This window comes from Actinosynnema sp. CS-041913, from assembly GCF_050942485.1.
Taxonomy (GTDB): Bacteria; Actinomycetota; Actinomycetes; order Mycobacteriales; family Pseudonocardiaceae; genus Actinosynnema.
This window is the reverse complement of record NZ_CP192037.1, coordinates 2,300,726-2,325,069: the sequence shown is the minus strand read 5'-3', so window position 1 is coordinate 2,325,069 and position 24,344 is coordinate 2,300,726. Positions and strand designations below refer to the sequence as shown.

The following is a 24,344-nucleotide window of genomic DNA, read 5'->3' as shown; positions in this document are numbered from 1 at the left end:
CGCCGCCACGACCCACCGAACTCGTGGCCGGGCACACCGGCCCTCACCTGGCCCGCGGCGGTGGCTGCGTGGTGCTCGACGACATGCAGGATCCAGCCGACCCGCGGGGCTTGGAGGCGCCGCCCGCGGGACCGGTCGGCCAGGTGTTCACGACGTTCGTGTGGCTGCCAGGTCCACCAGGCCAGGGCGGTCGAGCACGTCGAGTCGCTGGTCGCCCTGCGGACCGGACCGCGCGACCAGACCACGCCGTTCCAGGACGCCCATCGCCTTCCTGAGCTTCTCGGTCACCAGCGAACCCTTGCCCCTGGCCGCGAAGTCCGCCTTCTCCTCGGACGTCAGGGTCGGCGCGACCACCTTCTTCCACACGTCCAGCAGATCGGCGCGCGCCACCGACGTCGCGTCACCGGCCAGGTCCACAATGATCTCGGCCAACACGCGCCCGTGGTCGTCCTGCCGCTCCGCATGGAGCGTGACCAGCGACTCCAACGACGTGCGGTCCCTCGCGCCGGTCGTGCCCGGCACGTCGAGCGTCTCCAGCCGCGCCCACAACGCCCGGTCGGCCCCGGTGGGCTCGCCCCCTTCGCCGAGCACGGCGGCCCGGTGGGTGTCGATCGCGGCGCCCAAGGCGATCACCAGGCTCATCAACTCGTCGCGGACGTCGTCGCCACGCAGCCGGCGCACCTGCGAGGCGATCAGCCGGTGCTGCTCCCGCACCAGCGCCTCGAAGTGCGCGGTCTTCTTCGCCCGCTCGCCCTCCTCGGCGAGGTCGTGGTCGTGGTCGGCCCGGGTGATCTCCCTCGCCGACAACCGCGCACGCGCGGTGTCGCGCTCGGCCTTCCGGTGAGCGCGGTCCACCGCGATCCGGTCCAGCATCCCGCGCAACACCCGGTCGGTCTGCTCGACGTAGGCGTCGGACGCCAGGTGCCGCCACACCTCGGGGTCGCGGCTGCGCAGCGCGTTGTTGACGAACCGGTCCGCGGCACGGTCGTCGTCGGGCTCGTAGGGCAGTGCCACAGTGTCAGTCCTTCATCGTGCGGTCCTGGGAAGCCGGCAGGCGTCCGGCTCCGCCGTGTCGGTCGCGGTCACGATCAGCCAGTGGCATCCGAATGTGCGAGGCACCTGAACAGGAGTCGCCGAGCGGCCGATCCCCCTATTGTCCCAGCCCGACGTCCAGCGCCTCGCGCCAGTCCGAATCCGCCACCCTCGACGTCGCGGCGGTCGGCGAAGCGGCCGACATCAGGGGCCCTCGTCCCGACCCTCCCGCCGGCCGCGCGATACCCGCATGCAGCGGGATGTCGAGCGCAGCGCGCACAGCCGCGAAGTCAGCAGGCAGCCCGATCGGGGCTCGCACCGTTTGGCTTTGATTGTTGAAAAAGATGGTGGGGTCCGCAGGTCGGTGGTGGTGTTGCCCCGGCGGATGTAGCGGTGAGGCAAGTAATTCCACCGGAATGGGTATATCTGCGGAGTTTCGGTCATTGAGCTGATTGGGTGACATCGGGCGGAAGGCGACGCGGAGTTCGGTGGTGGGCATGATGATGGCTCCCGATCTTGCGTGCCCGGAGTCGGATGAGCGGACTGCCCGAGTGGTGGTCGCGAAGTCGAGCGGATTTCAACTACCGAAATCGCCGGTGGAGGGCGGTCAATGGGAATGCCTGTCACCGGGGTGGGTCTCCGGCGTGGTCGGGGTGCGGAAAAGGAATTCCGGTCGGATCGCGGTCGAGCGTGATGTTCTCCGGCCGGCGCGTGCGTCGCCAAAGGCAAATCGCCCTGTGGGCGGTCATCGCGGTGCTCTCGAACGGTGGCGCGTTGCTCGTGGTCCGGTTCGGGTCGTCGGTGTCCACCGGCCTGCCGCTGGGACGGTCGGGTGCTGTCGGCCTGCTGTTCGTGGGCATCGTGGTCACGGTCCTCGCGGCCGTTGCGACGTTCGCCGCGCGGCGGCTGCCCCGGGCGGTGTTGGTCGTGGCCGCTGTGGTGGAGGCGATCGCGGCCGGGGCGGTGGCAGTGCTGGGTATCGCGTGGCTGACCGATGCGCTCGTGATCCTGCTGCTCGGTGCGTTCGCCATGGTGAACGTCGCGGTGGGCCTTCCCGGCGCGGGTGCGCCCGCTGGTAGGTCGACACAATGACAGGGGGATGGTGAACGAAGAATTCCTGGCCGAGATGGCCAAGCTCCAGCACTACGCGGCCGGCTTGCAGGGCCTGGTCGCCGACGCGCAGGCGAAGGCGCCGCCACGGGTGGAAGGCCGCGACCGCACGGGTTCGGTCCACGTCGTGCTGGATCGTGACGGACTGCCCGACTCCGTGCGGGTGGAGTTCGACTGGAACCGCAGGCTGGAGCCCGGCGCGTTCGGGTCCGCGGTGCTCGAAGCGGCCCAGGCCGCCATGGGCACGCGGATGGCGGAGTGGACGCGGACGCTCCAGTCGGAAGGCTGGCAGGAACGGGCCGACCGACTACAGGCGGAGTCGGAGCAGGCACCCCGGCGGCCGGTGTCCGACGAGTTGCCACCCGCGCTGCGGCGGAAGGTCGCCGAGACCGAGCCGCGCCCGATCGGCGAACTCGCGGAAGAGCTGATCAAGGCCTTCGACGGCATCGAGCAGCAGCAACTGCGACCACCGACCCCGGCGGGCGGTGTCGGCGAGGTCGCAGCGGGCAAGTTGCGGCTCACCCTCACCGGTTCCGGCCTCGCGTCCTGTGACGCCGACCCGGACTGGGTGAGGGACCAGACGGCTGCGCGGTTGATGAACGCGCTCAACGAGGCGCTCGCGCTCGCCAAGGCACGGCTGGCGAGCGTCGCCCAGCAGCAGGAGCCGTCGACCGGCCTCGACCGCCTGTTCACCGAGGCGCTGTCCATCCTCGGCGATCCGCACCGACTCGCCGACTCCTGAAGGGATCACCCACATGGCTCCACCGGACAAACAGGCGGTCCAGGTCGCCACGGGCGCGCTGCGGACCGAGGCGGGCACCTGGGAATCGATGAGCGACGAGATCGGAAAAGCCGCCGCGGAAGCAGAATCGCTGCGCATGACCCGACTGGAGGCAGGCATTTTCCAGCTCATCGTGGGCCCGTACGAACAGGCCGTCGACCAGATCGTCGGCCGGGCGAACGAGGGCCGGGCGCAGCTCGCCGCGATCGGTTCGACACTGCGGCAGATCGCGGACACCTATGACGCCGAGGAAGCCGCGAACGAGCACAAGATCCGGAACGTCTACTAGGGACGGTTGACCAATGACTTTCAGTGAGGCGCAATTCAACGCGGCGATCGAGAAGATCAACGGCGGCATGGGCACCCTGTCCCAGAAGATGGGCGAGATCCGGCCGGCCGCGGCGGCAGGGCTGAACCACTTCTACATTCCCGACTTCGTCAAAGACGCCGTCATGTACCTGGTGGACAAGGTGGTCGCCGCCGCTCAATGGCTCTGGGACAAGTTCGTTGAGTTGCTCAAGGGCATCGCGGCTCCGGTGCTGTTCTTCAAGTACGCGTTCGACTGGCAGGACGTGAAGCACTCCGCGAGCAATGTCGCCGGGCAGGCGAAGCCCGAGGTGCTGCGGGCCGGCCTCCAGTGGACCGGCCCGGCCGCGACCAGCTACGGCAAGATCATCGGTCCGCAGGGCAACGCGGCGGGGAAGCTCGGCACGATCGCCGACAAGCTCTCGGTCGCGCTCGGCCTCTGCGCGGCGGCGGGCCTGGCCTTCTACGTGGCACTCGGCTTCATCATCGCGCAGTTCGTGATCGCCTTCGTCGGGGTCGTCGCCGCGCTGGGCTCGGTGGCGTTCTCCTGGGCGGGCGTGGCGCTGGCCGCCGGGCAGACGACGATCAGCGCGGGCCTGGTCACGGCCGCGGTAACCACTCTGGTCGCCGTGCTGGGCGTGCAGGCGCAGCAGATGGCGGCGATCAGGGGCGAGGCGGTGGACAACGGCTTCTTCCCCGGCCCGCCGGTCGGGCACTGGCCGGACCCGTCCACGGGCCAGTACAGCGACGGCACGGTGAAGGACGGCGACGCGGACTGGTCGCTGAACAAGTAGTCCACCGACCCGACCGCGCCCCCGGTTCCCGTCGGCGCGGCCGTAGTGGGGATCTGAGTCGGAAATAATCTCAGGTGGTTGGGCCGGGAGTGACCCGGAAGCCGTTGAAGAACAAGCTAAGAGCCGCCACTGATCAAGGGCTGATGTTCCAGTCGGTATCGCTGCAGACGAGCAGTCCGGGCATGTCCGGCGGACAACCGGAACCCGCAACCTCTGCTCGACGTCAGTCGTAGCTCCGGACCACAGCCCTGATGAAGATCAGCATGCTCACGGCAACCGATCCGGCGAAACCGCCGACCACCCACGCCCGGATCGCGTCGGGCACCAAGATCAGCACTCCCCCAAGGGCTACGAGCACCAGCGAGAGGACGAAGCCGAGGGTCAACAAGAGCCGATTCGCCCGCCTGGTCCGTTCGTCGCTCGCCAGCACGTAGTGCACGAGGTGGACAAGGGGCGTGTTGTTGCTTCTGCGCGCACGCGTCAACTTCCCCATGTTGACGACGATGCCCTCCCTGTCGTGACCAGCGCGCGGCGGCGCGGTGTCGCTCAGTGGTTCGGCCGTTGAGGCTCTCCCTTCACCCGTGAAGTCCACGACTTCCGAGTGCCCTTGTACAGCCACCCCTTCGGCGACATGCCGCCGCTTCAGATCACTGAGCCGGTCCATGACGATGTCCGCGTGCATCGGTGAGAGGTTGCACGCCCTCAAAAAAGCGATCACCTGGTCGGGCTTGTTCGGCAAGGCCGAGCGCTTGGCGTCGACGAGCGCGTACGCCTGGCTGCGCGGGATACCCGCCTTCACCGCGATCTGTCCGCAACTGAGCCCGGCCTCCCGCCGGATTCGGTCGAGCATGGAGCGGAATTCCGTCGCGGACTCGGCCCTCAGCATGGACCGCTGTACGGCCAGGTACTTCCCGGTGGTCACTACCGCGGCCCCGCCGGCTCACCCACGATTACAGACGCCGTCAGATCGGGTGCAGTGGTTGCCGGACTCCCGCTGAGCGCGGTCAACAACGTGGCCATCCGGCGCACGCCTCTCGGCACGGTGAGCACCGCGGTGAACAAGCCAAGAGTCGCCGCTGAGGTCACGACAGCCTCTGGAACCGAGTAGTGCTCGTAGCGGGACAGGTACCAAGCAGCGGCGAACGCCAGACCGAGCACCGGGACATCAGCCCAGACAAACCGGCCGCTCAGCCGGTCGCGATCGTGGGGGGTGTACACGCGTAGCCCTTTCACGTAGACCAACCAGACCTCCCACGACGACGCGAGAGCACTGGATGCTTCATTCGGTAGCGGTTGAGCCTTCGACCGGGATGCCACCTGGCGGCTGGAGACCGCCGACATGACCTCTATCGAGTGACGAGCCGGATTCGACCACAACGTGCAAGTGCTGACCAGAGGCGGGATCACGACATGTTGAGGTTGTCCCCGATGACCGGACACCGGATTTCATGCCACGAGGGTGAGGTCTCGACGATAGCCGACGCTGACTTCGTGCGGAGTGCGGTAGTCGAGTGTCGAATGTAGACGGTCGTGGTTGTAGTAGCCCAGGTAGGCGAAAACGTCGCGTCGGGCTGCGTCGCGGGTGTCCCAGACGGTGGTGCCGATCTCGGTCTTGAGGGTGGCGAAGAACGACTCCGCCACCGCGTTGTCGAAGCATGACCCGGTCCGCCCCACCGACGGCCGGAAGCCGTGACCAGCGAGCGCGGAGCGGAACAGTCCGGAGGTGTATTGAGTCCCGCGATCAGCGTGGAAAATCGCGTCGTCGCCGGTCAGGCCGCGTCGGACGGCGAGGTCGAGGGCGTCGCGGACCAACTCGGCGCGCATGTGGTCGGCCATCGCGTGCCCGACCACCTCGCGGCTGTGCAGATCGATCACCGTGGCCAGGTAGAGCCACCCCTCCCGCGTGGGCAGGTACGTGATGTCCCCGACCAGCCGCATCCCCGGCGTCAGGGCGGTGAAGTCGCGGCCGATCAGATCCGGCACTGGCGCCGCGACCGCATCAGGCCTGGTCAACGACCTGCGGCGTCTGCGGGTGAGCCCGACGACCCCGCGTTCGCGCATGACCCGCCCGACCCGTTTGTGGTTCACCCGCCGGCCTCGACGACGCAGCGCGACGACGATCCGCGGACGCCCATAGGCACCCCGGTGACCGGCGTGGACCTCGGCGATCTCGGCGGCCAGGCGCTCGTCCGCCTTCGCCCGCTCCGCCCTGGCTGGGGCGGCGGCCAGCCATTCGTAGAAGCCCGGGCGTCGCACGCGCAGGACCCTGCACAGCCGGGTGACGCCGAAGGCGGCACGGTGTTCGGAGATGAACCGGTAGCTGCGGGTCAACGACCCATCTCCTTGGCAAAATACGCGGCGGCCTTGCGGAGGATGTCCTTCTCCAGCTCCAACTCGGCCACGCGCTTGCGCAGCGCCCGCAGCTCCTCCTGGTCCACCACCACCGCCGCCGTGCCGACCGATCCGGCCTGGGCCTGTTCGGCGGTGCGGACCCAGTTGCGCAGGGTCTCGTGGTTCACGCCCAGCTCACGGGCGACCTGCCGCAACGGCCGGTCCGACGAACGGGCCAACGCGACGGCGTCCCTGCGGAACTGCTCGGGGTACTTCGACTTGCCTGACACGGGGAACATCCTTCCCCAGACCGCTGTCTGGGATCAGGGTGTCCGGTTCAAGGGGACAACCTCATGTGTCCATCGGGACAGCGGGGTGTCCACGCGAGCGAAAGCCCCGGACGGCGACACGCCGTCCGGGGCTTCATGTTGATGGCGGAACCCGTCTCCAGCGGGTACCGCCGAAACCCCGCGCTCAACCGCTACCAACAGAAGGGCCAGGGTGCGCCGGTCGAGGCGAATCGACCCCCGCAAGAAGCATCATAGGATCAACGCATGTGACCCGCCTCACACATAGATGGCTGACGGGAAAACCGTTGTTGAGCGGCCCTATTCCAAGTCGATAAGGTTCAAGAGGTGTCTATAGACATGTCCTGACACATGCCTGGACACCGAGTCGCTTGCCCAGGCTAAACATTGTCTTCACGGGCCAGGCAGCCACGAGACCGGCGGCGCATGGGAACGGCAATGGCTGAGGGGCGAGCGTCGACCACGCACCACTGATCCTCGTTCTGCCGGGTCCGGATCCCCGGTATGACTTCGCAGCCGCGCTGCGCGCGGCACGGCAGGGGCGGTCCGGAGCACTTCCGCAGCTCCCGCGCGGTCTCCTCGCTGACCAGTTCGTCACCGGCGGCCACGATGCGCCGATCACGGACATGCTTGGGCAGCACCACCGGAACGGTGCCCTCCGCCGTGCGCGCCTGCGCGCGCAGCCGGAAACGAAGCCCGCGCCGTGAGGCCGCGATCCGCCTCGTACAGGTCGAGTAGCCGCCGGAAAGCAGTGGGCCCGAGCCGGCCGGACAGCCGAACGACCTCCTGTCGTACCTGCTCAAAGGCCTCTCAGACCTGGCGCTTGGCTTGATCGAGCATTAGATTGCCCGGCGCTCTGTGAATGTCCTATCCAGGGTGGTCAACGCGACGCCGTCACCGAGCACCGCTCGTCCTCTCTTCCGATCTTGTGGAACTCCGCGCCCCAGGTTCCGCTCGCGGCAGGTCGGCGCCCGGCCGTCACGCTCGTCGCGGCGGTGGCGCGGTTCGGCTTGCAGCGCGTCGACCACGGCGGTGGTCGAGTGCTGCCCGCCGAGGTCGGGGGCGCACGCCGCGAACGGTCACGGCGGCCGGCGCGCGTTCCGTCGACTCGATCGCGCCCGTGCCGCCGCAGTGCCGTTCGACGCTGGCCGCCGACACCGCCGAGGGCCGCGCCGAGCTGGAGCGCTACCGCGAGTCGGCCAAGCGGGAGGCGGCGGAGCGCAAACCGCCGGAATCCCCCTGGCCAGGTTTCGCCGACGCCCGTCCGGGCATTTTTCGCGCGCGCAGCGCCACCTCCAGGCCAGCCATTGGTGACCGGCGGATCGGACGAGTGAGAAGAATGACCGTTTGCTCCGGCTGTCCAATCCGGAGTTCCGGATCAAAGCGCGCCCTCGACCAGAGCAGGCGCATCACGTACTTCATGCGCCGCCGCTCACAGACGGCGACACCGACAGTGCGAGTGGTGTCGGTGTCACACGGATGTGCACGGAAACCAGACTCAACAGTGCCTACTCAACAGCGCTCCGAACGCTTCGGTGGGATGCGGGGTGCCCTGTTGAGCGATCTAGCGGACGCCAGGTTTCTCATCACGTCCAGGTGTGGTGTATTGGCTACAGGGCGGTAGTCCCGCCTTCCCAATGTGCCCGAGTCGATGACCAAGACCACCGAGGGCGCGTATCTGCGGCCAGCGCGAGAAAGGGTGAAAGCGTATCGCGTTCAGGCTCCGGCCGGTGACCGATGACGCCGCGCCGGCCGTGGCCAGGCGCGACCAGGAAAGTGCGGCAGAAGCGCTCCTGCCGCACCGGGCACGTTCCGCGCGGAATCACGACCGAATGGAGTTGAAAGTGGCGCATCGCGACCTGTACACCTCGATGGACTACTATCGAGCACTGGCCGAGAAGTCCCGCAGTCTGACGGAGATCAAGGACGCACGTCCGGTCAACGTGGGGGCGGCCGGCGGATTTCCGTTCTACTACAAGGACAAGTCGAACTGGTTCACCGAGCTCGCGTGGACCTACCTGAATTATCGACCGACCCCGAGCAGCACCGTGGCGGGCGAGTACATCCTGGGTGCGGAACTCGCCGGCACCAAGTACCTCGCCTACCTCCGCGACGTGCAGTTCCTCCTCAGCAGCAAGGACGAGGAAGCACTGGAGCAGGGGCAGATCGACAACCAGGAAGCGGGCCAGATGCTGGTCAGCGACTACGAGCGGGCATTCGGCGAGATCACCGACGAGGAGATGCAGACGGCGAACGCCAGGACGAAGATCGGGTACATCCTGGACTACCAGATCCCGATCTGGGCGGACAAACCGCATTTCAAGTTCCAGACCGGGAACGTGGACGACCTCGAAGCGGCGCTGCCCAACCGCCCTTCGGAGTCGGACGGGATTTTGGTGGCGTTGTGCGAGTACATCAACGCCTTGGAGAAGTACCTCCCGATCATCAACATGCAGGGGGCGGCGCGCGGCCGGAGGGACCAGGCCATCAAGAACACCCACGATCCGAGCAAGGAGAACGGCGGGCTCAAGACGGTCGCCCCCGACGGGAAGACCACGAAGTACCGCGTCGCGTACCAGCCCTCGCGAGACCCCAAGGCGATCAGGGCGGACCTGGAGAAGGCCGCCAGATCGTCCGTTGCCATCAACATCAAGGCCCGGCACTACAAGGAGGGCGAAGCCAGCCTGGAGATCGACGGCAGGGCAGGCGGCATCATCGGCTGGGCCGGGCTGCTCGCGTTCGGCACCAGCACGGCCAGTTACTCGGTGGACAAGTTCGCCGCTTCGCAGGTGTCGATCGACATCGACATCACCATGCGGGGTTTGTCGTGGGTGCAGGCCGCTCCGGCGCTGTTGTCGGAAGACGGCAAGACCGGCTGGTTCGATCCGGGCATCCTCAAGGAAGCCGTCAAGAACGACGGGCAGGACATCACCGGCTACCACCTGTTCCACTACCCCGCGGACGAGGTCGCCGAATTCTGGATGCAGCAGGGCCTGGTGCTCGGTTGCCTCCCGTCGATCAAGGTCACGTACTACGCCGGCCGCTGGAACCAGGCGGGCGAGGAGTTGCGCCAGTCCGCCGATCTCGGAGTCACCCTGTTCGGCATCCCGCTGGCCATCGCGCGCAACCGCTACAAGAAAGCGAACTTCGAGCGGAGTGCCGACGGCAAGAGCTTCACGCTCACCGTCGAGCCCCCGGTCGGTTCGGAGGTGCCGAACCTCACCGATCACCGTGCGCACGTCCTCGGTGTCCAGGTGCACCAGCCGTTCAAGCCCGAGGAGAGCCCCAAGGTACCGGACTCCCGGCGGCCCGACGCGACGGTCGAGTTGACGACCGACTTGAGGGGCGAGCCCGATGCGCTCACGCCCGTCTAGCAGCCGTCGACGCAGTACGGGCGTCGTGCGCTCGACCGCGGTTCTCGTCAGCGCCCTGGTCATTTCCGTTTCGTCAGGCGGTTTCCACGCCGAAGCCGGCGTCACCGGCACCGGCCCTGCCACGCGGATCGACGCACGAGCCATGGTCGGGCCCGCGGCCGGCACGGCCGGTGACCGGTCGGAGAAGGAGGCGTTGATCGCGGCCAAGCGGTGGCGGAGCAAGAACTGGCCCGCCTACCGGGACTGGTGGGACTTCAAGTACTCGAAGAACCCCTGGTGCCACAGCGGTGGCATCTACAAGAACACCGAAGGCAAGTTGCTGACCAAGGGGATCGAGCGCTACCTGGAGTACGACGTCAACTGCTACCCGACGAAAGGACACCAGCGGGACGGCGAGCGCATCGTAGTCGGCTTCGTACACGCGTCGGACAAAGTCGAGTACTGCATCGTCTACACCGCCGACCACTACCGCAACTTCCGGGCGCTGACCGGGAAGAACTGCCGGAAGTAGGACGGCCCACCGTTGCACAGCCCGGCAGAGCCCCTTCTGCGGTGTCCGAGGGTGTGCCCTACCCGAGCAGGGAAGGGCACACCCGACCGGTCCGGCTGTGCAACGCGCCGCAGATCAGTCCCAAGGGCACGGTGGACGAAGTCGCCCTTCACCCCCGACCGCTGACCCCAGCCCGCTAGCGCCCCACGCCGCCAGACCCCTTCGGGTGGAACCGGGCGCTCGCCGCCGCGCCGACGAGCGCCGGTCCGGTCCGCTCCATAGAGTGCGGACGAGAACGAAACGACGGCCGTGCGCGCGGCACTCGCCGAGTCCGCACGCGGACGGCCCGAGTGCCGAGGAGCACCCGCATGTCCACTGTGAAGTTGGCGGTCGTCTACTACTCGTCCACCGGCACCGTCCACGCGATGGCCAAGCGGCTGGCCGAGGCCGGGCGGCAGGCCGGGGCGGAGGTGCGGCTGCGCCAGGTCGCCGAACTCGCCCCGCACGAGGCCATCGCCTCCAACGCCGCCTGGAGCAAGCACTTCGACGACACCAAGGACGAGCCCAAGGCCACCGCCGACGACATCGTCTGGGCCGATGCCGTCCTCTTCGGCACACCGACCCGCTACGGCAACGTCTCCAGCCAGCTCAAGCAGTTCCTCGACACGCTCGGCCCGCAGTGGTCGCAGGGCCTGCTGTCGGACAAGGTGTACGCCGGATTCACCGCCTCGATGACGGCACACGGCGGCCAGGAGTCCACGCTGCTCGCGCTGTACAACACCATCCACCACTTCGGTGGCATCGTCGCCGCGCCGGGGTACACCGACCCGCTCAAGTTCGCCGACGGCAATCCCTACGGCGTCTCCCACGTCACCGGCGGCAACAACGACGCCCCGCTGGGCGAGGTCGAACTCGCCGCACTGGACCACCTGGCACAGCGGGTCGTCCGGATCGCGGGCAAGCTCAGCGCCTGACTCGGTCACCCGGCGGCGGAGTCACCTTCCTGGTTCGACCAGGACAGGTAGTCCGCCCAGAACGCCGCTGTGACGGCGACGACCTGCCGCTCCTCGTCGGTGCTGTCCTGCGGGCCGCCGAACTCCTGGTGCACGTAGTCGATGAGGTCGTATCCGTAGGGGATGATGTCGGCGCCGCGGATCGACAACACCGGGTGAGCGGATGTCGCCCGGCCCGCGGGCAGGTAGCGATGCGAGTAGACCGGGACTAGCTGCGGCACTGACGCCAAGTGCGCCTTCGCGCCGGCCACGGCGGCTGTCCGCCCGGCAGGCCGCGTGCCCCAACCCGGATGCCAGAAACCCGCCTCCGCCACCGCGAACACCACGCCCTCAACCGGCTTGTCGAGCCAGGAACGGAGCTGGGCGGCGTCGCCGCGGCGCCAGTCGGGCCACCCTCCTCCCGTGGGCAGCCCCACCGCGAGAAAAGCGCGGTGGTCGTCGGCGAACGAGAACCCGAACCGCGCTTCGACACCGGTCAGCTCCTGCTCCGTCAACCCCGGGCGGATCTCGGTGCGCCCGAGCCGGGCCAGCAGGCGGGCGGCCTTGGCGCCGAGCTTCATCCCGAACGGATCGACCATTTGTGCAGGCTACTGCCCAGGACGGGCGACCAAGCGCCCCAGGCCGCGCTCGACGCCCTGCCCCGTACTCAAGGCGACCGGTGGAGCCGGGCCAGCTCGGCGAACAGCCGCCCGCTGGAGGTCCCAGGCGGCACCTTGGACCCTGGCCTGGCCGCCGGACGTGTCGAGAGCCACGGTCGTGCCCAGGGCGGCGTCCCACGGCGTCAGCGGCAGGGTCACCAGCAGGTCGCGGCCCTCGACCCGGTTGGGTCCGGATCAGGTGCGGAAGAAGGTCCGCAGGTCCTCGGCGAGGATGTCCGGGCGCTCCATCGCCGCGAAGTGCCCGCCGTCGGGGAACTCCGACCAGTGCACGATGTGCGAGTTGTCCCGCTCGGCGAAGGTCCGGATGGTCTTGAAGTCGTCCGCGAAGACCGCGACGCCGGTACGCGACGGGTTCACCATCGGCTCGTGGCCCGCCTTCCTCTCTTCGAAGTGGTAGCGGCCGGCCGTCGCCTGGGTGTTGGTGAACCAGTAGAGGGAGACCTGGGTCAGGATCTGGTCCGTCGTGACGAGGCTCGTCCCGTTGCCGAAATTGTTGAACAGTTCGCTGTACGCGAGCTGCCCGACCGGTGAATCGGCGATGGCGGCCCCGATGGTCTGCGGGCGCGTCGCGTTCATCTCGTTGTAGCCGCCGACGGACTGGAACCACTCGAGGTGTTGGAGCGCGGCGTAGTCCTTCGGTTCGAGCTTCTCGAACTCCGCCGGGTCGCCCGAGGGGAACGAGAAGAGTTGCAGCACGTGCAGGCCGAGGAAGCCCTCCGGCTGCATCAGCCCGAACTCGCGAGAGATCATCGCGCCGCCGTCGCTGCCGTGCGAGCCGTACGAGTCGTACCCGAGACGTCGCATCAGCTTGTCGAACGTCTCGGCCACTTTCCGCATGGTCCAGCCGCGACCGGTGAGCGGCGTGCTGTAGCCGAAGCCGGGGATCGACGGCACCACGACCGAGAACGCGTCGGTCGCGTCGCCGCCGTGTGCGACCGGGTCGGTGAGCGGGCCGATCAAATCGAGGTAGTCGGCGAACGAGCCCGGATAGGTGTGCAGCAGCAGCAACGGAGTCGCGTTGTCCTCTTTGGACGGAACGTGGATGAAGTGGACGTTCTGCCCGTCGATCTCGGTGAGGTAGTGGGGAAACTCGTTCATCCGCGCTTCCTGCGCGCTCCAGTCGAACTTGGTTCGCCAGTAGTCGACCGTCTCGGCGAGGTAGCTGTTCGGGGTGCCGTACTCCCAGTCGTCGGTGGGTGCCGGCCGCGGCAGCCTCGTGCGGGCAAGGCGCTCGTCCAGGTCGTCCAGGTCGGCCTGGGGAACGTCGATGCGGAAGGGGCGGATCTCGCTGTCGTTCGTCATGACACAGACCGTAGAACCCATATAGGAACATTACGTTCCTATATGATCGGCTCGTGCTCGAAACTTCGTCCCGGCTGCTCGCCCTGCTGGCCCTGCTGCAGTCACGACCGACGTGGCCCGGCTCTGAGCTGGCCGAACGGTTGCACGTCAGCGGGCGGACGATCCGCAACGACATCGATCGGCTGCGCGAGCTGGGCTATCCGATCGAGGCCGTACGCGGACCCACCGGGTACTACCGCATGGGCATCGGAGCGAAGCTGCCGCCGTTGCTGCTCGACGACGAGGAGGCGGTGGCGGTCGCGGTCGGGCTGCGGGCCGGCCGCGGGGTCGCGGGTATCGAGGACAGCGCCGCGCGGGCGTTGACGAAACTGGAACAGGTGCTGCCCCACCGGCTGCGGCGGCAGGTGACCGCACTGCGCGACGCGGTGTCGGAAGGGCCGGCGGACACCGGCACCAACGTGGCGGACCCGGTGGTGGACGCGACAGTGCTGGCGACCATCGCGGCGGCGATCCGGGACTCGGAGCTACTCCGCTTCGACTACCGGGCCCCGGACCGCGAGGACGACACGCCGCGGCGCAACGACACCTCGGCACCGTTCGGGAACTGGCCGGTACTGATGGAGCCCTACCGGCTGGTGAGCTGGGAACGGCACTGGTACCTCGTCGCCCGGGGCACGGAGACCGGCGAGTGGAACACGTACCGGGTCGACTGGATCTCGCTGCGGATGGCGACCAACCGCCGCTTCACGCCGGCTCCATTCCCAGGCGGGGACTACACGAGCTTCGTCCTGCGCGATGTGGCCACCGCGGGCTGGAAGGTGCATGCCCGGATCACCGTGCTCGCGCCCGCGCAGGATGTGCTGGCGCGGATCAACCCGGCCGTCGGCGTGGTCGAGGCGGTGGACGAATCGACCTCGCTACTCGTGACCGGCGGCGACAGCCTGGAGATCATCGCGGTCTACGTCGGAATGCTCGGCCTCGACTTCCACGTCACCGAGCCGCCCGACCTGGTCGAGCACGTCCGAACGCTCGGCGAGCGCTACCTCCGCGCCACCGAGTAGCGCCGATCCGATGGGGACGGGTCCGCGCATCCGGCAGGTGCTGCGCAACCACGGCGGCAACGTCGGTACACCTTGCGGTCGGCGCAGCCTTCGTGCGCGTGCAGGCGTCTCGTGACAGGAAACGTGCAATCAACAGGTTCCGAGACGACTTTGTCGCAGACTAATCGCCAACAGCGGATCTCGACAGGAGCAACCGTGCGAATGCCCCCGATCAAGCCCGGCGACCTCTCGGACGAGCAGCGCCCGCTCGACGAGCAAGCTCGGCGGATCATGGACGGACAGCGAGTTCCGTTCACGTCGACGGACGAGGACGGTGCGCTGGTCGGCCCTTTTCCCGCGCTGCTGCGCTTTCCCCGGCTCGCGCGCCCGTTGCTCGAGTGGTTCACCACGCTGACGGGCGAGTCCGTGCTTCCCGCTCGGGTGCGTGAGGTCGCGATCCTCGCCACGGGTGCACGGTACGGCGCGGCTTACGAGCTGTACTCCCACAGCAGGGTCGCGTCGGCGGTCGGGCTGTCGAGCGCGGTCGTCGCGGGTTTGGTTGCGGGGCAACGGCCTTCCGGTCTGACGCCGGAACAGGAGATCGCCCACGACGTGGCGGCGTGCCTCTACGCCGGTGGCCCGCTGCCGGGCGCGCTCTACCGCGCCGCGGTCGGCTGTCTCGGTGCGGCCGGCACGGCGGAGCTGGTTTTCCTGATCGCCCAGTACACCAGTATTTCCCTGGTGCTCAACGCCTATGACGTCCCGTTGCCCGCGGATGCGGAGTGACCTTCGGCCAGTAGTGGCACGGAACGCACCGACCTTCCCTCCGTGTCGAGGATGTGGCCCAGCAGTTCGACCGTTCGCAGGACCACCGAGCGGTCCTGCACGCGCAGGCCGGGCAACGCGTGGCTCATTTTCCGTTCCAGGTCGTGGGCTTCCGCACCAGGCACAACATCGCCGCCGCCATCGAGCGGAAGGTGAACATCGCCGCGGGAACCGACGCGGGCATCTCCGCGCACGGCGAGAACCTCACCGAACTGTCGTGCCTCGTGGAGCTGGGCATGAGCCCGATGGACGCCATCCGAGCCGCGACGTCGAACAGCGCGCGCCTGATGGGAGTCGACGACCGGCTGGGCACACTGCGGCCCGGCATGCTCGCCGATCTCGTCATCTGCAAGGACACGCTCCCAGTTGTCGCACAACACACCCAGGAAGGACGCCATGACTGACGCGTTCGACACCAGCGTTCTCATCATCGGGGCCGGGCCGACCGGTCTGGCCCTGGCGTGCGACCTCGCTCGTCGCGGTGTCGCGCACCGGGTCGTGGAACGGAACCCGGCGCCGAGCCGCACCACGCGGGCCAAGGCCATCCAGCCCCGGTCGCTCGAGGTGCTCGACGACCTCGGCGCCGTCGACCACGTCCTGCGGCGCGGTGTCGCCGGGCTGCCCGTGCGGTTCCACGAGCCGGCCGGCGCGGTGGTCGACAAGCCGCCGATCTCGGTGCGGGCGGACGAGAAGTTCCACACCCCGTACCCGGACGTGCTGTGGCTCGGTCAGTTCGATGTCGAGCAGGCACTGCGGCAACGGCTCGGCGAGCTCGGCGGACACGTCGAGTTCGCCGCGGAAGTGGTCGGAATCGAGCAGGACGACGACGGTGTCTCCGTCACCCTGAGGACACCGGACGGCGACCGCGGCGTTCGCGCCAGGTTCGTCGTGGGCGCCGACGGCGGCAAGAGCACCACCCGCAAGTTGGCCGGGCTCCCGCTGGTCGGCAGGACCTACGAGGAGCAGCGCTGGTACCTCGGCGACGTCACGGTGCCGGGCCTGGACCGCGGCCACATACACATCTGGCCGTCCGAGCACGGCATGCTCTGCCTCACCCCACTCGGCGACGACCTGTGGCAGTTCCAGAGCCCGATCCTGCCCGGCGAGCAGGCGGGGGCCCCATCCATGGAGTTCTACCAGCAACTGTTCGACGCACGGGCAGGCAAGGGCGCCGTGGCGCTGGGAAGCGCCTCCTGGCTGTCGGTGTACCAGGTGAACGTCCGCATGGTGGAGAACTACCGCAACGGTCGCGTGCTGCTCGCCGGGGACGCCGCCCACGTGCACTCGCCGGCGGGTGGCCAGGGCATGAACACCGGCATCCAGGACGCCTACAACCTAGGCTGGAAGATCACCAGCGTCCTCGACGGCGCGCGGATTCACCTGCTGGACACGTATGGCGCCGAACGCATCCCGGTCGCCCGCACGGTGCTGGAGACGAGCACGGAGAAGATGAGCAGGACCATGGCGCAGGCCGGTCGCGGCGCGGAGGACGGCCTGGGCTCGGCACTCGCCAGGATCGGCGACGGCGCGCTCAACAGCGGGCTGGGGATCCACTACCGCACGAGCCCGCTCGTCCACCCCGGCGGACCCACGTCCGGCCCCGTCCCAGGCGACCGCGCGCCGAACGTCGGCGGCCTGCGAGGCGAGGGCTTCAGCGGCGACCTGTTCGACCTCATGCGCGGACCGCACTGGTCGCTGATCGCGTACGAGCACACCGACCCGGTCATCTTCGACAACGCCAAACCGACCCACATGCACGTACACCGGATCGGGTCCACTTCGGACAGTGCCGTCGTGGACAGCGAGGGCGAGTTCCAGCGCGTCTACCAGCCCTACCCCGGTGAGCTGATCCTCATCAGGACCGACGGGTACCTCATCGCCCGCGTCCCGGCGGACCGGGAGAAGGATGTCATCGAGCACCTGGCCCCGTTCCGGTCGATCGGCACCCAGGTCAGGCCCTACTGATGCACACGCGGTGGAACAAGCGCCTCGTCGGCCAGATGGCCATCCTGATCCTGGTCAACGTCATGGTGGACACCGTCATCACGGCGCCACTCATCGTCCTCCCGTAGATGCTCGACCACTTCGGCCCCGACCAGCCCGCCTGGCTCAACGCCAGCGCGTTGCCGGCCGGGGCGATGTGGGCGCCGCTGCTCGGCAAGACCGCCGACATCCACGGCAAGCGCAATCCTCCCCGAATCGGTGGTCAGGACCCCGGGCCGGATCGACATCGCCGGCGCGCTCATCCACGCCACGACGGTTCGGGCTCAGGAAGCGAGGCACGCACTGCGGCGTCCGGCCACCACGAGTGCCGCCTGGCGGGCGACCCGGCCGCCGAGGTGCTCGACGGTCGCGATGTCGGACGGGTGAACGGTTTCGACGCCGCCGTCCAGCGGGGTCTGCGCTCCGGCGCCGCCCCAGAAGCCGAGGCGGTTGAGATCGTCCTCGGAGGCGGTGGTCGAGTTCCAGCCCGGCGCGAGGCCGAGACTGACCCACAGCATGCGGTGCTGGGCGGCGAAGGTGGCGAAGAAGGCGAGCGTGCCGGCCTTGTCGCCGTACTTGGACGCGGAGTTGGTGAAGCCCGCCGCGAGCTTGTCGGCCCAACGGCCTTCCGCGAAGCGGCGACTGGTGGCCTCGGCGAACGTGTGGAATGCCGCGGACGCGCTGCCCATGTAGGTGGGCGAGCCGAACACGATCGCGTCGACATCGTCCAACTGCCGCCACTGTTGCTCGGTGATGGTGTCCACCGGCACGAAGACCACGTCGGCGCCGGCCGCCTCCGCCCCGCGCCGGGCGGCCTCCGCGAGGACCGCGGTGTGCCCGTAGCCGGAGTGGAAGGCGATGGCGACCGAAGGGGTCGGGGTGGTGGGCTCGGGCATGTCAACTCCAATGGTGCTCGGCTGGTGTGCTGCAACGACGAACGAGGGGCGTTCGTCGTAGTGGGAGCCGCGTCGGCGTACCTCCCGTGTCACATCGACGCTACGACGAAGTTGCAAGACGGACGATCGTTGATCGTCTTGTTTTTACGGCTGATCGTCTACCGTGGCGATGTGGATGCCATCGACGATGTCCTGTCAGGAAGGTCTGGCGAGGACTCGCAATATGTGCGAGTGCAGGCCCGCGGGCCGTGGGGGATCTCGTTCCGCTCGCCCCGCGCGACCTACGTGATGATGATCAGGAGCGGACGTTGCTGGTGGCTGCACGGCGCGAGCACGGCACCGGAACTACTCACCAGCGGCGCCTGCCTTCTGGTCCAGGCCGACGCCGAGTTCGCCGTCGCGGACGAGCCTGGGCGAAACATGGTCTCCTGCGAAAGCCTCCTGGCAGCCAAGCGCGATCCCTCGGTGCGCCATGGCGGTGACGGACCGCTGACCGAGATCGTTTCGGCTCGGTTGTCCTTGGACACCGGGGTCACCGAGCCTCTGCTGCGGGTACTGCCGCCCGTGCTGCGGTTCGACCTCGACGACTCGGCCGACGACGCATTGCGCTCCACCTTCCGGTTGTTGGAGCTGGAGCGCTCATTCCCCGGCTTCGGGTCCGGATTCATCATGAGCCGCTTGGCCGAAACCCTCTTCGTGTATGCGCTACGGACCTACGTCTCATCATCCGCCACGACCTCACACGGATGGCTGGCCGCGCTGAGCGATCCCAGGCTCGCGCCGGCCCTGCGCGAGCTGCACACCGATATCGCCCATCCATGGACGGTCGAGGAACTCGCGCGCCGGGCCGGGATGTCGCGGGCAGCATTCGCCGCAGCGTTCAAGAAAAAGACCGGCGATACACCGATCAACTACGTCACCTGCTGGCGAATATACCGAGCGAAAAGACTGCTACGTGACACAAGGTTGAGCCTCCAGCAGATCGCGCGGACGATCGGCTACGACACGGACGCCGCCTTCAGTCGAGCTTTCCGCCGTGCCGAGGGCATCGCACCCGGAGCATGGCGACGCCGTTAGCGCACCTCGGGTTGTCCGCCGGGGCGGACTCGCTGCCGATCGCGGTCGTCTACTCCTTCCTGCTGAGCCTCACCGCCGGGACGCTGGTGACGTCGGGGCTTCAACATGGCGGGTCTCCTGGCGCCCCCGGAACGCCAGTCCACCGTGTCCAGCCAGGTCGTGGTCATGGTCATGGTCGGCTCGGTGTTCCTGAACTTCGTCGGCGCGGCCGTGCTCAAGTCCTACCAGGTGATCGTCGACGGAGTTCCGCCGAACTCCGCCACGGGTGTCAGCGTCGGTAGGCGCGGAGGAAGGCGTCGACTCCATCGGCGACGATCGCCGGGATCTCCGCCTGCGCGGCTGCTTCCGTGGGATCGTCCCGGAGCGCTTCCAGTGCCAGGAGAATCGTCAGTGCGGTGAAGTGCTTCGCGGCCCGCCGCGGGTCGGCAACCCGGAGTTCGCCGGCAGCGGCGAGTTGTGCGAAACGCTCTTCCACCAGGCGTTCGGGCCGCTCGTGCACGGCCTCGGGCAACCGCGGCACCGAAGGTCCCTGCGAGGTCAGCCTCCGGTGTGCCACATAGCTCGAAGACGGGAAGGCTTCGGTGACCACGCGCATCGCGAAGGCCGTGAGCGCGTCGCGCAGGTCCCGGTTCCCGGTGAGTTCCTGGTCGACAGCCTCGCGCACGGTCGCCGTCACGCTTTCATGTACCCGGGCCAGGACGCTCCCGAACAGCGTCCGCTTGTCTCCGAAGTAGTCGTAGACGGTGCGCTTGGACACCTGCGCCCGCGCGGCGACGGCGTCGACGCTGGTCAGCTCGTAGCCGTCCGTGACGAAGAGCCACTCGGCGGCGTCGAGGACGGCTGCCCGCTTGCTCTCGGTGCGCCGCCGCCGACCAGGGGTCTGAGCTGTTGTTTTCGTCGTCGCCATCTTCTCATCATATTCTAAGCCGGGCGAAAACTATACTGTGTAGTGTGATTTTCAGTGGAAGGAGAACACATGGCTGAGTCGACTACGGTGCCGCAGGGTGGCGCCGGTATCCGGGCACGTGGCCTGACCAAGCGGTACGGGAGCAAGGTCGCGGTCGACGACCTGTCGTTCACCGCGGAGCCGGGTGCCGTCACCGGGTTTCTCGGGCCGAACGGAGCCGGCAAGAGCACTGCGATGCGGATGCTCCTGGGCCTGACCGAACCCACCGCGGGCACGATCACCATCGGCGGTCGCCGGATTTCCGAGCTCGACGATCCGCCGCACACCATCGGCGCGCTCCTGGACGCACGTGCTGTTCATCCCCAGCGCACCGCGTTCGACCACCTCCTGGCGTTCGCCCAGGCCGCGGGCCTCGGCCGGCGCCGGGTCGGGGAGGTGCTGGACCTCGTAGGACTGACCGACGCGGCCGGGCGCCGGGCGGGCGAGTTCTCGCTGGGCATGAACCAGCGTCTCGGCATCGCGACGGCCCTGCTCGGCGATCCGGACGTCCTGGTCTTCGACGAGCCTCTCAACGGTCTGGACCCCGAGGGTGTCCGGTGGGCACGCACGCTGCTGCGGAACCTGGCGGCGGAGGGCCGCACGATCCTGTTCTCCAGTCACCTGATGTCCGAAATGGAACTGACCGCGGACAACCTCGTCGTGATCGGCCAGGGCAGGCTCGTCGCCGAATCGACACTGGAGCACTTCGTCCTCGCGCACACGACGCAGACCGTCACGGTTTCCTCGCCGACCCTCGGCGAGCTGGGGCGCGCGCTGAACCGGGCGGGAGTCGCGTTCGAGCGGGGCGAGAGCGGGAACCTGCTCGTCACCGGCGCCGACCCGGCCCTCGTCGGCAAGATCGCCGCGGCCGAGGGCATCGCGCTCGACGAACTCACCCGGGTACGCGAGTCCCTTGAGGACGTGTTCCTCCGACTCACCCACGACGTCACCGAGTACGAAAGCCGGGCAGCATGAAAACAATCACTTCGTTCCGGACGAAGTCGCACACTCCCGGAGGGATGCGCACCGGATGGGGCTTCCTCCCCACCAGGAACATGATCCGCTCCGAATGGACCAAGCTCCGTAGCGTCCGCACTACGTGGATCGTCGCATTCAGCACCATCGCCTCGGGTGTCACGCTCAGCGTGCTCGGCATATCCGACCTGCTCGGTGGCTCGCTGTCGGATGTGCCCGCCGGCTGGGATCCGACCGCGGGGAGTCTGAAGGGGTTCCTGTTCGCGCAGCTACTCATCGGAATGCTCGGAGCGTTCAGCATCACGCCCGAGTACAGCAGTGGGATGATCGGCACCAGCATCGCCATGGCGCCGAAGCGATCTCGCTTTCTCGCCGCGAAGACGTTCGTCGTGGCGGCGGTCGCGCTGGTCATCAGTCTGCTCACCACGTTCATCAGCTTCGGCGTGGTCCAGCTCATGCTGCACGGCGCGGGTTTGCCCGCTGCCGGACTCGGCGATCCGGGGGTTCTGGGCGCACTTGGCGCGGCAACGCTGTACCTGACGACGGTCGCGCTCGTCGGGGTAGCCATCGGGGTGCTGACGCGATCGAGTACCGGCAGCCTCGCCGTGCTCGTCGGTGCCTTGCTCCTCGTGCCCGCCCTGCTGCCAGGCATCCCCGGAGCCATCGGTGAGGCATTCGGGCGGTTCTGGCCGTTCACCGCCGGGCAGGCCGCGTACACGGTGGTCCCGGTCGACGGTGCGGTCGCACCAGGACTCGGGATCTTGATCCTGCTCGTGGCAACGGCAGCCGTCAGCACCGCCAGCCATTGGGTGATCCGCACCCAGGATGTGTGACCGCCGTGCGGATAGGCTGATCAGCAAGCGCCCGCTGGATCAGCACGCGTGCGGGATGCCGGAAAGGCTCCGCACGCCGTTCACCACAATGGATCCCGCGAGGCTGGCGGGGTGATGCCACCGCGGAGGGCTGCGCCCGTCAGCCGCGAACTCGCCCGTGGTATTCGTTGGCTGAGGACCGGTTACCGGGCGGCCGTCGCTCAGGCTCTTGCCGGGCTATGCGGGCACCCTCAAGTGGGCGCAGCAGCACCGGCACAGGTGTGGGAACTGCCGACCGGCCACGACTGCATGATCACGCGACGGATGGCCAATGGTTCAACCAGTGTGCGCGGATTGTTCCCGCGCATGTCGGCGCCGTGGAACGCGGCCCGGCCAGGCTTCACGCCACCCCATCGGCAGAGAGGCACCTTCATGGCGGAGAACCGAGTCGGACGGCGTGCACTGCTCCAGGCCGCGGTCGTGGCGCCTGCCGCCGCGATGGCACCGGCGGTGCTCGCTCCCGTCGCGCACGGCGACGGGGGCAGGGCAGCCCGACCGGACACCGCCGACCCCCGCTTCACCATCGCGGTGCTGCCCGACACCCAGTACCTGCTCGACGAGGGTGGCTCGGACCCCGAGCCGGTGCGCGTGGCGTTGCGCGAGGTGGCACGCCGCCGTGACGCCAACGTGGTGTTCCTGACCCAACTGGGGGACGTGACCGAACACGGCACGGAGACCGAGGTGCGACTGGCCGACTCGGTGTTCACCGACGGCGTCCCCTACAGCGTGCTGGCGGGCAACCACGACGTGCCGGGCAACACCGACGACCGGCGCGGGCCGACGCCGTTCTCCAGGGTGTTCGGGCCGGGGCGGTTCCGCCGCATGCCGACCTTCGGCGGGTTCGCCCCGGACGGCTACAACAGCTACCACGTGGTCCGCGCCGGCGGGCGGCAGTGGCTGGTGCTCGCGCTGGACTGGCGGGTGTCGGATCAGGGGATCCGGTGGGCACAGGGAGTGCTGGACCAGCACCGGTCACTGCCCGCCATCCTCACCACGCACGACCTCGTCGCGGGCAGCCCCGACGCGCAGCTCTCCGCGCACGGCAGGCACCTGTGGGACAACCTGATCCGTCGCAACGACCAGATCTTCCTCACCCTCAACGGGCACTACTGGCCGTCCGGCCGCACCACCCTGGTCAACGACCACGGCCACGACGTGCAGCTACACCTGACCAACTACCAGGACCGCTACTACGGTGGCGCGGGCATGGTCCGGTTCTACACGTTCGACCTGTCGCGCAACGTCATCGACGTGGAGACGTTCTCGCCATGGCTGCTGGACCGCGACGGCGACACGCAGCCGGAGAACGAGACCGCGCGGCTGACCGGCGATGCCGACCGGTTCACCGTGGAGATCGACTTCCGGGAACGGTTCGCGGGCTTCGCGCCGCCCGCCGTGCCGCCGGCGCGTCCGGCGCGCACCGTCGTCACCCGTGACACGGTGGCGTACTGGCGGTTCGACGCGGCAGGGTTCCCGGTGGCGGAAGGGCCTGTGCCGGCGGGCGCGGTGGCACGGGACCTCACCGGCCGGGGCAACGACCTCACCGTCACGCGCCTGCACGGGAGTGGCCCGGACGTGCTGACCTGGTCGGCCGAGCACCACGACGGCCAGCCCGCGCACGCGAGCCTGCGCTTCGACGGCGGCAAAAACCCCGACCGCGGCGCGGTGTTGCGCACATCCGACACCGCACCGCTCAACGCCATGCGGTTCGAGGCGGGCTACACCATCGAGACGTTCTTCAAGCTGCCCGACCCACTCGTCGGCGACCACGCGTGGATGGGCCTGCTTAGCTGGGAAGGCCGCGCCGGCGACGCCGGCAAGACCAGCGGCTGGTCCGACGACGAGCCGACGTGCAGCCTCAACCTGTCCGGCGAGCGGTTCCTCCAGTTCGTGGTCTACCCGGTGCCAGGCGACGCCGACCCCACGTCCTGGAGCCACGCCGTGCCGGTCGGGCGGTGGACGCACGTCGCCGTGGTCAACGACGGCCGCCGCACCAGGATGTACGTCGACGGCGCGAAGATCGCCCGCAACGCAGCCGAGGAGTCACAAGGCATCTCGACCCTGGGCCGGCCGTTCGCGCTCGGGGGCACCCAGTTCGCGCTGCGCTACGGCCAAGGCTTCCACGGCTGGATCGGCGACACGCGGATCACCGCGAAGGGACTGCGCCCCGACCAGTTCCTGACCGCCAGGCGGTGATCGTCACTGCCTTCAGGGGGCGTCCGACCTGTTG

At 68.5% G+C, this 24,344-nt stretch carries 24 protein-coding genes; 15 read left to right on the top strand and 9 right to left on the bottom strand.

The features are described 5' to 3' along the window. Positions 1 to 147: 147 nt before the first annotated feature. Positions 148 to 1,014 (bottom strand): hypothetical protein, encoded by an 867-nt coding sequence (locus ACQPZF_RS11430; RefSeq protein WP_433271046.1) that lies wholly within the window; start codon positions 1,012 to 1,014, stop codon positions 148 to 150. Between the two features lie 136 nt (positions 1,015 to 1,150). Beyond that, positions 1,151 to 1,531, bottom strand: a complete 381-nt coding sequence (locus tag ACQPZF_RS11425; protein ID WP_433271044.1) for a hypothetical protein — start codon at positions 1,529 to 1,531, stop codon at positions 1,151 to 1,153. 254 nt (positions 1,532 to 1,785) lie between these two features. Between ACQPZF_RS11425 and ACQPZF_RS11420 the strand changes: the two genes are divergently transcribed. The 4 genes from ACQPZF_RS11420 to ACQPZF_RS11405 are packed head-to-tail and all read left to right on the top strand — an operon-like array spanning position 1,786 to position 4,023. After that, on the top strand, positions 1,786 to 2,124 hold the full coding sequence (locus tag ACQPZF_RS11420) for a hypothetical protein (protein WP_433271042.1): 339 nt from the start codon (positions 1,786 to 1,788) through the stop codon (positions 2,122 to 2,124). Positions 2,125 to 2,131: 7 nt separating this feature from the next. After that, positions 2,132 to 2,884 carry a hypothetical protein gene (locus tag ACQPZF_RS11415; protein WP_433271040.1) on the top strand — a complete coding sequence of 251 codons (753 nt, stop codon included), beginning with the start codon at positions 2,132 to 2,134 and terminating at the stop codon, positions 2,882 to 2,884. 13 nt (positions 2,885 to 2,897) lie between these two features. Continuing rightward, positions 2,898 to 3,212: a hypothetical protein gene (locus tag ACQPZF_RS11410; protein WP_433271038.1), complete on the top strand. Its 315-nt coding sequence runs from the start codon at positions 2,898 to 2,900 to the stop codon at positions 3,210 to 3,212. A 13-nt stretch (positions 3,213 to 3,225) separates the two neighbouring features. Then, on the top strand, positions 3,226 to 4,023 hold the full coding sequence (locus ACQPZF_RS11405; RefSeq protein ID WP_433271036.1) for a hypothetical protein: 798 nt from the start codon (positions 3,226 to 3,228) through the stop codon (positions 4,021 to 4,023). A 223-nt stretch (positions 4,024 to 4,246) separates the two neighbouring features. Here the strand turns inward: ACQPZF_RS11405 and ACQPZF_RS11400 are convergent, their stop codons facing one another. The 3 genes from ACQPZF_RS11400 to ACQPZF_RS11390 form a co-directional block, all read right to left on the bottom strand. Continuing rightward, positions 4,247 to 4,945, bottom strand: coding sequence for a hypothetical protein (locus tag ACQPZF_RS11400; RefSeq protein ID WP_433271033.1), 699 nt, complete (start codon positions 4,943 to 4,945; stop codon positions 4,247 to 4,249). A 524-nt stretch (positions 4,946 to 5,469) separates the two neighbouring features. Next, entirely contained in the window at positions 5,470 to 6,354 is an 885-nt protein-coding gene (locus ACQPZF_RS11395; protein WP_433261518.1) for an IS3 family transposase, read from the bottom strand. Beyond that, on the bottom strand, positions 6,351 to 6,644 hold the full coding sequence (locus ACQPZF_RS11390; RefSeq protein ID WP_433261520.1) for a transposase: 294 nt from the start codon (positions 6,642 to 6,644) through the stop codon (positions 6,351 to 6,353). Before ACQPZF_RS11390 ends, ACQPZF_RS11395 begins: the two co-directional genes overlap by 4 nt. Before the next feature lie 1,862 nt (positions 6,645 to 8,506). Here ACQPZF_RS11390 and ACQPZF_RS11385 point away from each other — a divergent pair. From ACQPZF_RS11385 to wrbA, 3 genes are all read left to right on the top strand, one after another. Continuing rightward, positions 8,507 to 10,036: a hypothetical protein gene (locus ACQPZF_RS11385; protein ID WP_433271031.1), complete on the top strand. Its 1,530-nt coding sequence runs from the start codon at positions 8,507 to 8,509 to the stop codon at positions 10,034 to 10,036. 25 nt (positions 10,037 to 10,061) lie between these two features. After that, positions 10,062 to 10,547, top strand: a complete 486-nt coding sequence (locus ACQPZF_RS11380; protein ID WP_433271029.1) for a ribonuclease domain-containing protein — start codon at positions 10,062 to 10,064, stop codon at positions 10,545 to 10,547. 347 nt (positions 10,548 to 10,894) lie between these two features. Beyond that, positions 10,895 to 11,500, top strand: a complete 606-nt coding sequence (gene wrbA / locus ACQPZF_RS11375) for an NAD(P)H:quinone oxidoreductase (RefSeq protein WP_433271027.1) — start codon at positions 10,895 to 10,897, stop codon at positions 11,498 to 11,500. Positions 11,501 to 11,505: 5 nt separating this feature from the next. Here the strand turns inward: wrbA and ACQPZF_RS11370 are convergent, their stop codons facing one another. Both ACQPZF_RS11370 and ACQPZF_RS11365 read right to left on the bottom strand, forming a co-directional pair. After that, a complete protein-coding gene (locus ACQPZF_RS11370) occupies positions 11,506 to 12,117 on the bottom strand; it encodes a hypothetical protein (RefSeq protein ID WP_433271025.1) in 612 nt (203 codons plus the stop codon). A gap of 255 nt (positions 12,118 to 12,372) precedes the next feature. Next, positions 12,373 to 13,500 carry an epoxide hydrolase family protein gene (locus tag ACQPZF_RS11365; protein WP_433271023.1) on the bottom strand — a complete coding sequence of 376 codons (1,128 nt, stop codon included), beginning with the start codon at positions 13,498 to 13,500 and terminating at the stop codon, positions 12,373 to 12,375. A 53-nt stretch (positions 13,501 to 13,553) separates the two neighbouring features. Between ACQPZF_RS11365 and ACQPZF_RS11360 the strand changes: the two genes are divergently transcribed. From ACQPZF_RS11360 to ACQPZF_RS11345, 4 genes are all read left to right on the top strand, one after another. Then, complete coding sequence (locus ACQPZF_RS11360) at positions 13,554 to 14,561, top strand: helix-turn-helix transcriptional regulator (RefSeq protein WP_433271021.1); 1,008 nt, start codon at positions 13,554 to 13,556, stop codon at positions 14,559 to 14,561. Positions 14,562 to 14,756: 195 nt separating this feature from the next. Beyond that, entirely contained in the window at positions 14,757 to 15,326 is a 570-nt protein-coding gene (locus ACQPZF_RS11355) for a carboxymuconolactone decarboxylase family protein (protein WP_433271019.1), read from the top strand. A gap of 53 nt (positions 15,327 to 15,379) precedes the next feature. Beyond that, complete coding sequence (locus ACQPZF_RS11350; RefSeq protein WP_433271016.1) at positions 15,380 to 15,769, top strand: amidohydrolase family protein; 390 nt, start codon at positions 15,380 to 15,382, stop codon at positions 15,767 to 15,769. After that, positions 15,762 to 17,330, top strand: a complete 1,569-nt coding sequence (locus ACQPZF_RS11345; RefSeq protein ID WP_433271014.1) for an FAD-dependent monooxygenase — start codon at positions 15,762 to 15,764, stop codon at positions 17,328 to 17,330. The genes ACQPZF_RS11350 and ACQPZF_RS11345 overlap by 8 nt, the downstream gene beginning before the upstream one ends. A gap of 302 nt (positions 17,331 to 17,632) precedes the next feature. On the opposite strand, the gene ACQPZF_RS11340 is transcribed toward ACQPZF_RS11345, so the two are convergent. Next, the gene (locus ACQPZF_RS11340) at positions 17,633 to 18,244 is read right to left on the bottom strand and encodes a flavodoxin family protein (protein ID WP_433271012.1); all 612 of its coding nucleotides are present in this window, start codon (positions 18,242 to 18,244) and stop codon (positions 17,633 to 17,635) included. A 129-nt stretch (positions 18,245 to 18,373) separates the two neighbouring features. Between ACQPZF_RS11340 and ACQPZF_RS11335 the strand changes: the two genes are divergently transcribed. Next, on the top strand, positions 18,374 to 19,321 hold the full coding sequence (locus ACQPZF_RS11335; protein ID WP_433271010.1) for a cupin domain-containing protein: 948 nt from the start codon (positions 18,374 to 18,376) through the stop codon (positions 19,319 to 19,321). A 268-nt stretch (positions 19,322 to 19,589) separates the two neighbouring features. On the opposite strand, the gene ACQPZF_RS11330 is transcribed toward ACQPZF_RS11335, so the two are convergent. Then, complete coding sequence (locus tag ACQPZF_RS11330) at positions 19,590 to 20,228, bottom strand: TetR/AcrR family transcriptional regulator (RefSeq protein ID WP_433271008.1); 639 nt, start codon at positions 20,226 to 20,228, stop codon at positions 19,590 to 19,592. A 69-nt stretch (positions 20,229 to 20,297) separates the two neighbouring features. Here ACQPZF_RS11330 and ACQPZF_RS11325 point away from each other — a divergent pair, with 69 nt between their 5' ends. From ACQPZF_RS11325 to ACQPZF_RS11315, 3 genes are all read left to right on the top strand, one after another. Next, positions 20,298 to 21,242: an ABC transporter ATP-binding protein gene (locus ACQPZF_RS11325; protein ID WP_433271006.1), complete on the top strand. Its 945-nt coding sequence runs from the start codon at positions 20,298 to 20,300 to the stop codon at positions 21,240 to 21,242. A gap of 44 nt (positions 21,243 to 21,286) precedes the next feature. Then, a complete protein-coding gene (locus tag ACQPZF_RS11320; RefSeq protein WP_433271003.1) occupies positions 21,287 to 22,075 on the top strand; it encodes an ABC transporter permease in 789 nt (262 codons plus the stop codon). A 411-nt stretch (positions 22,076 to 22,486) separates the two neighbouring features. Further along, entirely contained in the window at positions 22,487 to 24,310 is a 1,824-nt protein-coding gene (locus ACQPZF_RS11315) for a LamG-like jellyroll fold domain-containing protein (protein WP_433270999.1), read from the top strand. The last annotated feature ends 34 nt before the right edge of the window (positions 24,311 to 24,344 follow it).

Excerpts from the sequence above, each read along its gene's own strand:
- ACQPZF_RS11425 (WP_433271044.1), bottom strand. The coding sequence starts at position 1,531 with ATGCCCACCACCGAACTCCGCGTCGCCTTCCGCCCGATGTCACCCAAT.
- ACQPZF_RS11415 (WP_433271040.1), top strand. The coding sequence starts at position 2,132 with ATGGTGAACGAAGAATTCCTGGCCGAGATGGCCAAGCTCCAGCACTAC.
- ACQPZF_RS11410 (WP_433271038.1), top strand. The coding sequence starts at position 2,898 with ATGGCTCCACCGGACAAACAGGCGGTCCAGGTCGCCACGGGCGCGCTG.
- ACQPZF_RS11405 (WP_433271036.1), top strand. The coding sequence starts at position 3,226 with ATGACTTTCAGTGAGGCGCAATTCAACGCGGCGATCGAGAAGATCAAC.
- wrbA (WP_433271027.1), top strand. The coding sequence starts at position 10,895 with ATGTCCACTGTGAAGTTGGCGGTCGTCTACTACTCGTCCACCGGCACC.
- ACQPZF_RS11370 (WP_433271025.1), bottom strand. The coding sequence starts at position 12,117 with ATGGTCGATCCGTTCGGGATGAAGCTCGGCGCCAAGGCCGCCCGCCTG.
- ACQPZF_RS11365 (WP_433271023.1), bottom strand. The coding sequence starts at position 13,500 with ATGACGAACGACAGCGAGATCCGCCCCTTCCGCATCGACGTTCCCCAG.
- ACQPZF_RS11345 (WP_433271014.1), top strand. The coding sequence starts at position 15,762 with ATGACTGACGCGTTCGACACCAGCGTTCTCATCATCGGGGCCGGGCCG.
- ACQPZF_RS11340 (WP_433271012.1), bottom strand. The coding sequence starts at position 18,244 with ATGCCCGAGCCCACCACCCCGACCCCTTCGGTCGCCATCGCCTTCCAC.
- ACQPZF_RS11330 (WP_433271008.1), bottom strand. The coding sequence starts at position 20,228 with ATGGCGACGACGAAAACAACAGCTCAGACCCCTGGTCGGCGGCGGCGC.
- ACQPZF_RS11325 (WP_433271006.1), top strand. The coding sequence starts at position 20,298 with ATGGCTGAGTCGACTACGGTGCCGCAGGGTGGCGCCGGTATCCGGGCA.
- ACQPZF_RS11320 (WP_433271003.1), top strand. The coding sequence starts at position 21,287 with ATGCGCACCGGATGGGGCTTCCTCCCCACCAGGAACATGATCCGCTCC.
- ACQPZF_RS11315 (WP_433270999.1), top strand. The coding sequence starts at position 22,487 with ATGGCGGAGAACCGAGTCGGACGGCGTGCACTGCTCCAGGCCGCGGTC.